The organism is Pseudomonas sp. DE0010 (assembly GCF_007680745.1).
In the GTDB taxonomy this organism is placed as follows: Bacteria; Pseudomonadota; Gammaproteobacteria; order Pseudomonadales; family Pseudomonadaceae; genus Aquipseudomonas; species Aquipseudomonas parafulva_B.
Genome location: NZ_VEJQ01000021.1, coordinates 1 through 13727 on the forward strand (window position 1 = coordinate 1; position 13727 = coordinate 13727).

The 13727-nt window shown below is 61.5% G+C and carries 11 protein-coding genes; 6 read left to right on the plus strand and 5 right to left on the minus strand.

The genetic code is table 11. The annotated features are described in order from the left end of the window. Positions 1 to 261: 261 nt before the first annotated feature. Positions 262 to 519 (minus strand): DUF2798 domain-containing protein, encoded by a 258-nt coding sequence (locus FS767_RS15935; protein ID WP_144966797.1) that lies wholly within the window; start codon positions 517 to 519, stop codon positions 262 to 264. Between the two features lie 115 nt (positions 520 to 634). Between FS767_RS15935 and FS767_RS15940 the strand changes: the two genes are divergently transcribed. After that, a complete protein-coding gene (locus FS767_RS15940; protein WP_144966799.1) occupies positions 635 to 1564 on the plus strand; it encodes a LysR family transcriptional regulator in 930 nt (309 codons plus the stop codon). A 40-nt stretch (positions 1565 to 1604) separates the two neighbouring features. On the opposite strand, the gene FS767_RS15945 is transcribed toward FS767_RS15940, so the two are convergent. From FS767_RS15945 to FS767_RS15955, 3 genes are all read right to left on the minus strand, one after another. After that, the gene (locus FS767_RS15945) at positions 1605 to 2870 is read right to left on the minus strand and encodes an OmpP1/FadL family transporter (RefSeq protein ID WP_144966801.1); all 1266 of its coding nucleotides are present in this window, start codon (positions 2868 to 2870) and stop codon (positions 1605 to 1607) included. Between the two features lie 144 nt (positions 2871 to 3014). Next, positions 3015 to 3497 carry a hypothetical protein gene (locus FS767_RS15950; RefSeq protein WP_058604161.1) on the minus strand — a complete coding sequence of 161 codons (483 nt, stop codon included), beginning with the start codon at positions 3495 to 3497 and terminating at the stop codon, positions 3015 to 3017. A 249-nt stretch (positions 3498 to 3746) separates the two neighbouring features. Beyond that, positions 3747 to 3971 (minus strand): hypothetical protein, encoded by a 225-nt coding sequence (locus tag FS767_RS15955; protein ID WP_027915766.1) that lies wholly within the window; start codon positions 3969 to 3971, stop codon positions 3747 to 3749. 940 nt (positions 3972 to 4911) lie between these two features. On the opposite strand from FS767_RS15955, the gene FS767_RS15960 reads away from it, so the two are divergent. After that, positions 4912 to 5328 carry a sel1 repeat family protein gene (locus tag FS767_RS15960; protein ID WP_144966803.1) on the plus strand — a complete coding sequence of 139 codons (417 nt, stop codon included), beginning with the start codon at positions 4912 to 4914 and terminating at the stop codon, positions 5326 to 5328. Positions 5329 to 5530: 202 nt separating this feature from the next. Then, on the plus strand, positions 5531 to 6901 hold the full coding sequence (gene rmuC / locus FS767_RS15965) for a DNA recombination protein RmuC (protein WP_167339090.1): 1371 nt from the start codon (positions 5531 to 5533) through the stop codon (positions 6899 to 6901). On the opposite strand, the gene FS767_RS15970 is transcribed toward rmuC, so the two are convergent. Further along, positions 6873 to 10346, minus strand: coding sequence for a PAS domain-containing hybrid sensor histidine kinase/response regulator (locus FS767_RS15970; protein ID WP_144966904.1), 3474 nt, complete (start codon positions 10344 to 10346; stop codon positions 6873 to 6875). The genes rmuC and FS767_RS15970 overlap by 29 nt on opposite strands. Positions 10347 to 10579: 233 nt before the next feature. Here FS767_RS15970 and FS767_RS15975 point away from each other — a divergent pair, with 233 nt between their 5' ends. The 3 genes from FS767_RS15975 to FS767_RS15985 all read left to right on the plus strand — a co-directional run bounded on the left by FS767_RS15975 (position 10580) and on the right by FS767_RS15985 (position 13558). Then, on the plus strand, positions 10580 to 11311 hold the full coding sequence (locus FS767_RS15975) for a GntR family transcriptional regulator (protein ID WP_144966807.1): 732 nt from the start codon (positions 10580 to 10582) through the stop codon (positions 11309 to 11311). A 123-nt stretch (positions 11312 to 11434) separates the two neighbouring features. Beyond that, a complete protein-coding gene (locus tag FS767_RS15980; protein ID WP_027915771.1) occupies positions 11435 to 12703 on the plus strand; it encodes an MFS transporter in 1269 nt (422 codons plus the stop codon). A gap of 21 nt (positions 12704 to 12724) precedes the next feature. After that, the gene (locus FS767_RS15985) at positions 12725 to 13558 is read left to right on the plus strand and encodes an amidohydrolase (RefSeq protein ID WP_144966809.1); all 834 of its coding nucleotides are present in this window, start codon (positions 12725 to 12727) and stop codon (positions 13556 to 13558) included. Positions 13559 to 13727 lie beyond the last annotated feature (169 nt).

Below are 13727 nucleotides of genomic sequence, written 5' to 3' on the forward strand. Positions count from 1 at the left end.
CTGTCACCTCCCTCCGCAAGACCTGCGTTCGGCCTTCTGAAGTCGCGAAGATCAAAAGCAAGATCAAAAGCCAAAGCCAAAGCCAAAGCCAAAGCAAGATCAAGATCAAGATCAAGATCAAGATCAAGATCAAGATCAAGATCAAGATCAAGATCAAGAGCAATTGGCGTTAGTTATAGCGGGGGTTTATTGGCTAGAGTGCCCTGGGTAGTAATTGCTGATGATCAATCTATCTATCCACAATGGCAGCTGCATCACGAGTCAACCCGCATGCACGGTCATCGCAACCAGCTTTCCCACAATTGGTCTTACAATCAACACGCAAACAAAGGCTACCGGCATCGCCAATCGATAGGCTTTCAGCACGTTGCTTATATAATCCTGATCAATTCCGGCGTTGGCTGCCGTAATCACGAAACACATCAGCAACGCCATGATGGCCGACATGTAAAAGGCAAACACATACGGCGTGGCATTCACATGCAACCTGCGGCGACGGCTTTGAGTGGCATCAGTCATGCGACCTCCTGGAGTACGATTGAGGCGTTACCCTATCAACCCACGGCGCTCCCCCAGTAGACCGCTGCGCCTTAGTCCTTTATAAAGCAACACTTACGAATCCCAAGGGCATAGCATGGACCTGCTCAACGCCATCCGCAGCTTCATCAAGGTTGTCGAAGCGGGAAGTATTGCTGCGGGCGCCCGCAGCCTGGGCATCAGCCCAGCCGCCGTGAGTCAGAACCTGGCGCGTCTTGAAGGACACCTGCAGGTCCGCCTGCTGACCCGCACAACGCGGCGCATGACGCTGACTCCCGCCGGCACCCAGTACTACAAGCATGTCAGGCTGATAGAGCGTGACCTGGCGCGCGCTGAGCAAGCGGTGATGACGCCTGAAACCGAGCCCCAAGGTCGTCTGTGCATCGCTTCGACCTCCGCGTTCGGTCGTCACGTCCTGGCGCCACTGATACCTGGGTTCAGCGAGCTGTACCCGCGTATCTCGATCGAGCTGGTCATGAGTGACAGAAAGGTTGACCACGCCCGTGAAGGTATCGATGTCAGCCTACGCATCACGCCCCAGTTGGACGAGCACCTGGTCGCCAAGCACATCGCCCGCATTCCTTTCGTCTGCTGTGCAGCGCCAGGGTATCTGGCCAGTGCCGGTATACCGCAAACGCCAGAGGCCCTGTGCAACCACCGTTGTCTGGTGTTTCGCTACCCGGTCGATGGCCGTCTGTTGCGTTGGGGGTTCATGCGTGATGGGCAGCGCCTGGAGCCCGAATTCGGCGACGTGCTCATCTGCGACGACATCGATGCGCTCACGCAGATGGCGGTGCATGACGGCGGTATCACTCGCCTGGCAGCGTTCATTGCACGTCCGCACCTGGCTTGCGGTGCCCTGGTGCCGCTGTTCGAATACAGCCCTGACGGACAGGCGTACGCGCAGACAGAACCCATGGACGTTTATCTCTGCGTGGCCGATCGCTTCGCACTCACGAGCAAGGTACACGCCTTCATGCATTACCTGCGCGACCGTCTTGGCGAAGATTGGCAAGTGCCAACATGAAAAAACCGCCACGAGGGCGGTTTTCCAGTAGCGGGAACGATCAGAAGCGGTAAGTGAGGGATGCCCCTACACCGTGCGCGCTGTTCTCGTACTTGGCACGGTAGGCGCCCTTGGTGGCGCTGACCTGATTGACCTTGGTGTCTTCTTCCCACAGGTAGGAATACGCCACGTCGATGGTCATGTCCTCGCTCGGGCTCCAGCCGGCGCCCAGGCTGAAGATCTTGCGATCGCCTGTGGGGATGCGCGGCGAGCGGTCCTGGTTGTTGGTCGGCGACTGGTCGACGGTGAAGCCAGTGCGCAGCACCCACTCCTTGTTGACCTTGTACGACGCACCCACGGCGTGGGCCCAGGTGTCATGCCAGTTCTGTTCTTCCGAAATGGTCTGGAAGGCTGAGCCGATCAATGGGCGCGGCACATCGTTCTGTACAGTGATGTCCTTCAGACGGCTCCAGCGCGTCCAGGTGCTGCCGGCGTACAGCGTCCACTGATCGTCGAGCTCATGAGTGACCGAAAGGTCCACCGACTCCGGCGTCTTGATCTTGAGCGAGGCATCGAACTTGCTGCCGCTGAAAGGTCCGATCAGCGGGGTGTTGACCTTGGTCTTGCCCTCGAGCTTGTAATCGACCATGGAGTGATAGGTCAGGCCGATGCGCGTGCGGTCGGTGGCTTGCACCATCAGGCCGATGTTGTAGCCGACCGCCGTGTCGTCGCCCTTGATCTTGACTTCACCGTCGTTGCGCCCGGGAGTGGCCGGGTTGATCAGGTTGGAACCCAGTTCGCCCTTGATCCGGTTGAAGGTCGGGCCGAAGCCGATCGACACCTTGTCATTGAAGGCGTAGCTGATGGTAGGCTGGAACGTCACCACTTCCACGTGGCTTTTCTTGCCCCAATAACGCGCCGCGTCGTCACTGCCGTAGTCGGTGACCAGACCGAATGGCACGTAGACACCGAAGCCGACGGTCCAGTGATCGTCGATGGGCTTGACGTAGTAACCCATGGGTACGCCGACGACCGGTACCATGTCACCGTCAGTTTCCCCCCCAAGGTTGCTGCCAGGCCCCGAGATATCGGTTTTGGCGATGACCGCTGCGCCACCGACGGTGACCTGCTGGCGCTTGAGGCGGGACATGCCGGCCGGGTTGCCGTATACGGTGCTGGCATCCTCGGCAGAAGAGGAACGTCCCGCGAAACCTGTCCCCATGCTGCTGACGCTTTGTTCGTTCAACGCGAAGCCGCTGGCGAACAGTTGGCTCGAAGCGAGCGCAACAGCAACGCCAAGGGAGGTTTTGAGCATTACTTTTTTCATTATTAGAACTCCTTGGGATCTCCGAGGCGAAAAGCTACCAACAAATCACGCGCCGCGCTATAGGCGCAATCGCAGGAGATAGAGCGGTTTTGTAGGACAATCCGACTAAAATTCCTTTTCTCAGTTGAGTCTGTAAGAACCGTCTCAAGAAGCCACTGGCAGTTTCTGATCCACGCAGGCTTGCCAGGCTTCTGTGAAGTCTCGCAAGCGACCTTGGGGGTTGAAAATCTGACGCCAGATGCGCGCCTGGCCTATGCGGTCGTCCACTGCAGGCAAGGTCACAACCTGGGCTTCGACAAGTAGCCAGGCAATGGCGGTGGCGTAGCGCAGGTTCACGGTAAGTTCCAGGTCGGGTCCGCCCAGGAAGGCATGCTGGCTGGCCAGGCCGCGTACACGGCTGGCCAAGTCGGGATCGCGTGCCAGGTAATCGTCCCAGAGCGTCCGATGACGCTGGTCATCTATGCGAAACAGACCATGCCCACGTCTACCGTGCAGCGCCGATCCCAATGCCGACTGGCAGGCAGCAATGCCGAGTAACAACATTTCGGCGCTGACGCAGTGGCGATCAAGGTAGATCAGTGTGGGCCTGATGACATGCTGACGTAATTCTTTGGCCGCAATACCCATGGTGCCCCCGAGCAGTAAGAGACCGACGGGCGCAGGCGCTTGGCAGCTGGATGAACGGTCAGGCCCGCCGGAAGCGGCGTGCACCGCTCGAGTTGAAGTGTAGTGTGATAAGGATGATGTAAAGGGCTGTTTTTAAATCGATTGCTGCCTGACAACCCGAGCGATATACCCGAAGGCAATTACGCTGGATTTGTACAGGCAAGCGGGGAGGGGGTGTATCTGACGGGTGAATGCCGCAGCATTCACCGCTCACGCGGTGAGTGACTGGCGGGTACGGGCGATAACGGCCTGCAGCGGTTCGCTGCGGCTGTACTGCTCGTGGTACAGACGTTCGGTGTGGCAGGCGATACCGTGTTCGTCCACCAGCGTGAAGCTGAAGCTGCCCTTGCGCGGTGCAACGAGCAAGCATTTCAGCGGCGAGAACGCTTGGGAAAGGGTACCGATTGCAGCCTGGATTTGATGTTGAGTTTGCATATTATTGGAGGTTCCTGCATTAAACACGGGGAGTAGATCCGTGCATCATAGAAACGTTCCAGTGACGTCTTTATTAAGGGACGAGAGAACCTGCTGGAACAAAGCAGCCAGAAGGAGCGCAATCAAAAGTGGGCGCTTGGGCTGACTGGTAGGTACTTCAGAGGACAGGCAGCACACGGGGCCAAGGTTCTGGGCCTTCGTGCGGGATCCTGATCAATTAGTCTCGTGATGGATGTCGCGGCAGCATATCGGCTGCGGGCGAGTCATCGAAAGGGCCGGTCCTGGTTTCAGCAGCGCGCTTTTGGGAAAGCGGATCTGCAAGGACATTGTTGGCCAGAATTGACTTTCAGCTTGGTACTAACGAGGCGCATCCTACCTGAACCTTTTAATGAAGGCAAGCCCTGGAAGCGCTTGGGTAGCCGAGCAGTATGGCCCTTAATTTTGCCGGTGGGAAGGGGGTAGAGCACGCTTAGAGGGTGCCCAGAACGCCTGCCTGACACACGAACGGATGCCCGGCCGAAGCTTGTTCACACCGAAAGGATGATTTGTATCAAACGTGTCCTACCTTCTGCTCCAGTCGCCAATGACTTGACTGGCCAGTTAAGTCAATGAAAAAAAACACTATTTTTGGTTGGTGAAAAAATCGTCAGTTTGACAGAAGCCCCCGTAATTCGGGGCTTGGCGGGGGGGAATAGGGTGTTGTCCACCGACTTATCCACAGGAACTGTGGATTGTCGTCGCCACTTGCTCTAGTGCGGGCTTGGCGCCAGGCTGCCTCGGGGCTCGCCAAAAATCAGACCAGTTCGGATGACCATCCATCGTCTTGCAAACGTCAAGAAACAATCACATGAAATTTTTATAAAAAAAATCTTCAGCGTTAGGCCAGCACGTTGAAAACCGGTAGAGTGGCGCGCTTTTCGATTTGCCTGACCTGCCGCTCATGAAGTCTCGCAGTAAACAAGTTGCCAGCCCCATGCCCTCGTCTGCACAGCGTCCCGGACGGTTCACGCTAAAGGTTGCCCTGTGGCTACTCGACAGTTCGCGTTTGGGTGACAAACCACAGGTCAAGCACCTGGCTGGGCGGTTGCTCAAGCGCCCAGCGCGCGAGGGTGTGGTGGTGGCTCAAAGCCGCCTGGGACAGATGCTTTGCCGCGATTGCGGCAGCGCCCGTGATCGGCGAATCGGCCATGACCTGCTCCGTCAGGCCGCACGCGCAGGCGATTGTCGCGCCCAGGTGGAGTATGCCCGAGCGTGCCGGGCGTCTGCGCCCGAGCAGGCCCGCAGCTGGCTGGAGTTGGCGGCCGGGAAGGGATCCCAGGAGGCCCGCCGTTTGCTGCGTCAGTGGTTCGGGCACTGATCACCCCTGCATGTGACAGCGCCGCGGGCAACCTGCCGGTCAGGCTGTTAAGCTTCAGCGAATTTGCCAGACAGTGACCGGGGTAGGCATGACAGTGGATCTGGCCAGCATTCTGCTGGGCTTGGTGGCGGGCGCGGTGCCGTGCCTGGTGTGGGTCATGCAGCTTCAGCGTCGGCATGCGGCACGGCATGGCGAGCGTGCCTTGCTTGAAGAGCGTCTGAACGCAGCACAGCTGGCCCAGGCCGGTTTGCAGGCGCAACTCGATGCCAGCCGTGATGAAGTCAGTGACCTGAGCGAAGCCAATACCCTCAAGCAGACGCAGCTGGCAGCCCAGGGCCGAGAGCTGGAGCTGCTGCAGATCGAGCGGGACAATGCCCGCGACGCCGCCCATGCCTGGAACCTGGAGCGCGCTACCCGCGAGGCAGAGCAGCGCCGCCTGGAGTCTCAGGCCGCACGCCTGGAAGCCGAGCTGCGAGAGCAGCAGGAAAGCCACCAGCAGCGTCTCGAGGACCTGCAGGAGGCCCGCGATACCCTGCGTGCCCAGTTTGCCGACATGGCCACCAAGATCTTCGATGAGCGCGAGCAGCGCTTTGCCCAGACCAGCCAGCAGCACCTTGGCCAACTGCTCGATCCGTTGAAGGAGCGCATCCAGGCGTTCGAAAAACGTGTCGAGGAAAGCTACCAGCAGGAAGCCCGCGAGCGCTTTTCGCTGGGCAAGGAGCTCGAGCGCCTGCAGCAACTGAACCTGCGCCTGTCCGATGAAGCGACCAACCTCACCCAGGCGCTCAAGGGGCAGAAAACCCAGGGTAACTGGGGCGAGCTGATCCTGGAGCGCGTGCTCGAACACGCAGGGCTCGAAAAGGGCAGGGAGTACCAGACGCAGGTAAGCCTCAAGAGCGCTGACGGTGAGCGCTTCCAGCCCGATGTGCTGATCATGTTGCCGGGCAACAAACAGGTGGTGGTCGATGCCAAGGTGAGCCTGACGGCCTATCAGCAGTTCGTGTCAGGCAACGACGAGGCGGCGCTCAAACAGCACGTCCAGTCCTTGCGCAGTCACGTCAAGGGGCTGTCAAGCAAGGACTACAGCCGTCTCGAAGGCCTGCACAGCCTGGACTTCGTGCTGCTGTTCGTGCCCATCGAGGCCGCGTTCTCGGCGGCGTTGCAGGCCGAGCCCAACCTGTTCCAAGAGGCCTTCGACCGGCAAATCGTCATCGTCAGCCCCACCACCTTGCTGGCCACGCTGCGGGTGATAGACAGTTTGTGGAAGCAGGAACGCCAAGGCCAGAACGCCCGGGAAATCGCCGAACGTGCCGGGTGGCTGTACGACAAGTTCGTGCTGTTTATCCAGGACCTGGATGAACTGGGCAGCCGCCTGCAACAGGTGGACAAGGCCTACGCGGCAGCGCGTAACAAACTGTGCGAAGGGCGCGGCAACCTGGTCAGTCGCAGCGAGCAGCTCAAGCTGCTCGGCGCCCGGGCCAGCAAAAGCCTGGCGCCCGACTTGCTCGAACGCGCCTTCGCCGATGAAGTGCCCGACCAGGCGCTTACTGCACCAGGCTCAGATGACGGTTGAGCAGGGCCCGCAAGGCAGCGGGCTTCACCGGCTTGGGCAGATAGTCCAGGCCTGCGGCATGCACCAGTGCGACGGTTTCCTTGCTGCCGTCGGCGCTGATGACCACCCCAGGCACCGGTTCGCCCAACCGAGTGCGTAGCCAGCCCATCAAGCGCGTGCCGGTGTCGCCTTCATCCAGGTGGTAGTCCACCAGGGCCAGGTGCGGGCGCATGCCCTCGGCCAGCAGCGCCTCGCACTCGCTGCGGCTGCGTGCGGTCCACACCTGGCAGCCCCAGCGGCTGAGCAGGCTGTTCATGCCAATCAGGATGCTGTCTTCGTTGTCAACGCACAGCACCTGCAGGCCGGCCAGCGGCTCGCTGCGCTGCTCTACCGCCGAAGTGACGGGGGCTGGTTGTTGAGAGATCGGCACGCTTACACGGAACACAGTCCCCTTGCCTGGCCAGGAACGTACCTCCAGTGTGTGGCCCAGGACCCGGCACAGTCCGTCAGCGATCGCCAGGCCCAGGCCCAGGCCTTTTTCGGCGCGGGTCTGATGGCTGTCCAGGCGTTTGAACTCCTGGAAGATCACGTGCAGCTTGTCGTCGGCAATGCCGGGCCCCCTGTCCCAGACTTCCAGCCACAGGCGCTCGCCCTGGCGGCGAGCCCCCAGCAGGATCGGGCTCTTGCCATAGCGCAGGGCGTTGGTGAGGAAGTTCTGCAGCACACGGCGCAGCAGTTTGATGTCACTGTTGACCCGCAGGCGGCTACTGCGCAGGCGAAACGCCAGGCCTTTCTCGGCAGCCAATACCTTGAATTCCGCCCCAAGGGTGTCGAACAGCTCGTTCAGGGCAAACGGCTTGGCGTCGGGGGTGATCTTGCCGTTTTCCAGGCGCGAGATGTCCAGCAGGTCGCTGATCAGCTCCTCGGCCGAGCGCAGTGAACTGTCCATGTGCTGGACCAGTTGCCGGGCTTCCTCGGTCATGCCTTCGGCTTGCTGCGACAAGGCCGCAGAAAACAGCCTGGCGGCGTTGAGCGGCTGCATCAGGTCGTGGCTGACCGCAGCCAGGAAACGGGTCTTGGACTGGCTGACCGCTTCGGCATGGCTCTTGGCTTCGGTCAGCGCCTGGTTCAGTTGCGACAGCTCGTAGGTGCGCTCTGCCACGCGTTGCTCAAGGCTCTCGTTGGCGTGGCGCAGCGCTTGCTCGGCTTCGCGAAACGGCGTGATGTCGGTAAAGCTCATGACGAAACCGCCACCTGGCATCGGGTTGCCGATCAACTCGATCACGCGCCCATTGGGGAACAGCCGCTCGGACGAGTGAGCCCGGCCCTGGCGCATCCAGTGCAGGCGCCGGGCCACGTGCACCTGGGCTTCCCCTGGGCCGCACAGGCCGCGCTCAGCGTTATAGCGAATGATGTCGGCAATGGGCCGTCCCACGCTGATCAGCCCGTCCGGGTAATTGAACAGCTCAAGGTAACGCCGGTTCCAGGCCACCAGGTGCAGGTTCTGGTCGACCACACTGATGCCCTGGTTGATGTTCTCGATGGCGCCCTGCAGCAATGCCCGGTTGAACTGCAGCACCTCGCTCGCTTCATCGGCAATGCGCACCACGTCTTCGAGCTGCATGTCGCGGCCCTCGATGGCTGCCTTGACCACTGCACGGGTAGACGAACTGCCCAGGACACCGGCCAACAACCGCTCGGTGTGCTCGATCCAGTCACCGTCGGCGTTCTGGTTGGGGTTGAAACCCTTGCCCTGGCGATAGGCGAACCGAATGAAGCTCTGCCGCGCGCGCTCCTCACCCACGAAACGCGACGCCAGGGTCAGCAGGTCGTCGATCTGCACCGCCAGCAACGGCTTGCTGCTGGGGCGGGCGCTGGTCTGCTGGCCAATGAAGCGGCCCGCTTGCCAATGCTCCGAGACGCGGGTACGCGACAGCAGCGAGACCCAGGCAAACAGGGTGAAGTTGCCGGCAAGCGACAGTACTACGCCTTGGGTCAGCGGGCTGATCGGCAGATTCAACGGGTTGCCATGCAACCACGCCAACCCTGGGAACACCTGCAGCGACCAGCCCAGGCTGTGGGCGGCGATGGGCAGCACCAGGGTGTAGAACCACAGGAAGATGCCCGCCGCCAGGCCTGCAAACACGCCCCGGCGGTTAGCCTGTTTCCAGTACAGCGCCCCGAGCATGGCAGGCGTCAATTGGGTCACGGCGGCGAACGCGATCTGACCGATGGTCGCCAGGCTGGCCGTGGAGCCCAGCAGGCGGTAACTGACGTACGCCAGCAGCAGGATGACCACGATGGTGACCCGCCGAACCGAAAGCATCCAGTGCCGGAACACCTCGAAGGGTCGCTCGGCGTTGTTGCGACGCAGCAACCAGGGCAGCAGCATGTCGTTGGAAACCATGGTCGACAGCGCTACCGCTTCGACGATGACCATGCCGGTAGCAGCTGACGCGCCACCGATGAATGCCAGCAGCGCCAGGCTGGGGTGTGCCTCGGCCAGGGGCAGGCTGATCACGAATGAGTCCGATATCACCGTACCCGGCAGCAGCATCTGCCCCGCCAGGGCGATGGGCACCACGAACAGGGCGGCCAGGGCCAGGTAAATCGGGAACACCCAGCGTGCCAGGCGCATGTCCTGCGGCTCGATGTTTTCCACAACGGTCACATGAAACTGCCGTGGCAGGCAGATGATGGCCATCATGGCAACGGCCGTCTGGACCACCATCGACGGCCAGTTGATGGTCTCCGTCCAGTAATCGTGCAGTTCGATGGACTGGCGCGCCTGGGTGAACAGATCATCGAACCCATCGTAGAGGTTGAAGACGACGAAGATCCCCACGGCCAGAAACGCCAGCAGCTTGATCAACGACTCGAACGCGATCGCCAGCACCATGCCCCGGTGGTGCTCGGTGACGTCCAGGCTGCGCGTGCCGAATACGATGGCGAACAGCGCCAGCACCAGCGACACCACCAGCGCTGTGTCCTGTACGCGTGTGCCGGTGGCGTCTGCACTGGCGCCGATCAACAGGTTGACGCCCAGTACGATGCCCTTGAGCTGCAAGGCGATGTAGGGCAGCACGCCCACCAGGCAGATCAGGGCCACCACCACGGCCAGCGTCTGGGACTTGCCGTAGCGGGCGGCGATGAAGTCGGCGATGGAAGTGATGTTCTGCTGTTTGCTGATCAGCACCATCTTCTGCACCACCCAGGGTGCGAAGACCAGGAGCAATACCGGCCCCAGGTAGATCGGCAGGAATGCCCACAGCTGCTCGGCCGCTTGTCCGACCGCGCCGAAGAACGTCCAGCTGGTGCAATACACCGCCAGCGACAGGCTGTACACCCAGGCACGCAATTTGGGCGGCAATGGGGTGCTGCGCCGGTCGCCATAGAAGGCGATGGCGAACATGACGGCCATATAGGCCAGGGCGACCGCGGCGATCAGCCCGCTGGACAACGACATGGTGACTCCGACGCTTAATGGATAACGAGGCCCGGTCAGCCAGTCTGGCACGACAGGTGGCGCGCCGTCAGCGCAGACGATGGTCGCAGTGGCAGGTGGTCGCAGCATGACGCCTCCAATTGCAGGCTCGGGCGAGGCCAGTTGACCGATGGAGGATTGACAGGTGATGCCGCGAAGCAAATACTTCCGAAAAATTCATATAGATGTCTATATAACAAGACGAGAACACGCCCATGCTTCCACTCGCCAGCGACACACGACTGCCACGCTACCAACAGCTACGCGACCATCTGGTAGCCCAGATTGCCAACAATCGCTGGCACCCTGGTGAAGCGATTCCCACCGAGGCTGCGCTGGCGACCGAATTCGACCTGTCGGTAGGCACCGTGCGCAAGGCCATCGATGCGCTGGTGGCCGAAGGCGTGCTTGAGCGCCAGCAGGGGCGAGGCACCTTCATCCGCCGTCCACAGTTCCAATCCTCGCTGTTTCGCTTCTTCCGCTTCGAGGCGGTCAACGGCGAGCGTGTCGTGCCGATGAGTCGCATCCTGAGCATGAACGTCGTGGCGGCGCCGTCTGCCGTGGCCCAGGCCTTGGGCCTGGCCCCCGCAGCCGATGTGATCCACTTGCAGCGCCTTCGTCTGCTCGACGCCCAGCCCGTGCTGGCCGAGGACATCTGGCTGCCCCGCCAGCCGTTTAAGTTGCTGCTGGAGACCGATCTGGATAGCAAGGGCCCGTTGCTTTACCCGATCTACGAACAGGTGTGTGGGCAAGTGGTCGCAGCTGCCGAAGAGACCCTGACTGCCGAGGCCGTGGATCAAGTGCATGGGCGCCTTCTGCAGGTACCGGCTGGCAGCCCGATCGTGGTGATCGAGCGGCTGGCCCGTGACTACGCCGGCAAACCCCTGGAGTGGCGCCGGTCGCGAGGGCACGCGCAGCACTTCCGTTACCGCATCGATATTCGCTGACCGCGCCGTTTCAACTTTTTTACCTGCCTGCGCCCCATCACCCGGGCGCAGTGGCTTCGCCTGCTCGGTTGCCTGCGCTGCATGCAACCCAGCGTACCCCTCACCATTAAAAGGATAAAAATCATGTTCAGCTGGTACCGCCAAATAACATCGCGCGAACGCAAGACCTTCTGGGCCTGTTTTGGGGGCTGGTCGCTCGATGCGCTGGAAGTGCAGATGTTCGGGCTGGCCATTCCCGCGCTGATCGCGGCTTTCTCGCTGTCCAAAGGCGATGCGGGCCTGATCAGCGGCCTGACCCTGGTGACCTCCGCGATCGGCGGTTGGCTTGGCGGAACCCTGTCGGATCGGTACGGCCGTGTGCGCACGTTGCAATGGATGATCCTGTGGTTCTCCTGCTTCACGTTCCTCTCGGCTTTCGTGACAGGGTTCTATCCACTGCTGTTCGTCAAGGCCATGCAAGGCTTTGGTATTGGTGGGGAGTGGGCGGCCGGGGCCGTGCTGATGGCCGAGACCATCAACCCCAAGTACCGTGGCAAGGTCATGGGCACGGTGCAGAGCGCCTGGGCGGTAGGCTGGGGCCTGGCGGTGGCGTTGTTCACCCTGATCTATTCGCTGGTGCCGCAGGAATTCGCCTGGCGTGTGATGTTCTTCGTTGGCCTGTTGCCGTCGTTGCTGATCATCTGGGTGCGTCGCAACGTGCCAGAACCGGACAGCTTTCAACGCCTGCAGAAACAGAACGCCATTCCCCAGGGCTTCTTCGCCTCGATGGCCGGGATCTTTCGCCCTGAACTGCTGCGTGTCACGCTGCTGGGCGGCTTGCTGGGCCTCGGTGCGCATGGCGGCTACCACGCGGTGATGACCTGGCTGCCGACCTTCCTCAAGACCGAACGCAACCTGTCGGTGCTCAATTCCGGTGGCTACCTGGCGGTGATCATCTTCGCGTTCTGGTGTGGCTGTGTCGTCAGTGGGCTGCTGATCGATCGCATCGGCAGGCGTCGCAACATCCTGCTGTTTGCGCTGTGCTGCGTGCTGACGGTTCAGGCCTATGTCTTCTTCCCGTTGAGCAACACCCAGATGCTGTTCCTGGGTTTCCCGCTGGGCTTCTTCGCAGCCGGTATTCCGGCAAGCCTCGGCGCCTTCTTCAACGAGCTGTACCCTGCCGACGTGCGCGGAGCAGGGGTGGGCTTCTGCTACAACTTCGGCCGTGTGCTCTCGGCTGTCTTCCCATTCCTGGTCGGACACATGAGCGAATCCATGTCGCTGGGTACCGCCATCGGCATTGATGCCGGCATCGCCTACGGCGTAGCGGTGATCGCCGCCCTGTGCCTGCCAGAAACGCGCGGCCGCAACCTCGAACCTGCTCCGCAAGCGCCCGGTGTGGCCGCCCAGTAACCTGACCTATAGATCAAAGACATGCCTCACGACCCTGCTTGCTCCGTTATTGCCATCGACAGCCATGCCCACGTGTTCAGCCAAGGGCTGACACTGGCGCGCGAGCGCCGTTATGCCCCCGCTTACGATGCACCGTTGGCTGACTATCTCAGCCAGTTGCAGGCGCATGGTTTCAGTCATGGCGTTCTGGTACAGCCCAGTTTCCTGGGTACCGACAATGGCTATCTGCTGGGCGCCCTGCAGGCCGCTCAGGGGCGCCTGCGGGGGGTGGTGATGCTTGAGCCGGACGCTGCCCGCCAAACCCTTATCCGGATGGACCAGCTAGGGGTCAGAGGCGTGCGCCTGAACCTCATGGGGCAACCGCTGCCGGACCTTGCGGCCCCGCAGTGGCGCCATCGCTTCGAATGCATGGCCGAGCTGGGCTGGCACGTCGAGCTGCATCGACACCTGGCGGACATTCCCACCCTGGTGCGGGCGCTGCAACCGTATGGGCTGGATATCGTCATCGACCACCTGGGAAGGCCCGATGCGCGCAACGGGCTGGGGCAAGCGGGTTTCGCCGAGCTGCTGACCCTGGGCGGGCAGGGTAATGTCTGGGTGAAGGTCTCCGGTATCTACCGTCTGGAAGGCTCGCCCGAGCAGAACGTGCTGTTCGCCCGCCAGGCGCTGGGCGCGCTGGAAGCGCATTATGGGGCCGAGCGCCTGATGTGGGGCAGCGACTGGCCGCACACGCAGCATGAAAGAGCGATGAGTTTTGGCCAGGCCCTCGAGCAATTCGAGGCACTGGGGTGCTCGGCTCAGCTGCGTCAGGCGCTGCTGGTCGATACGGCCATAAAGCTGTTTGGCTTCGCTTGAGCCAAGCAAGGCATCATCGACCAGCGCCCTTGGCAAACAGCCCGGCGACGGGGCATTGAGGCGCTGACGCTCCAAGGGCGGCTGGCCTGCTCGTCACAGTCCTTGCTTGCCTGCGTGTACCGAGGCAGGCTACCGCTGTCGGCGCGGGCCTAACCCTGGTCATCCGCTG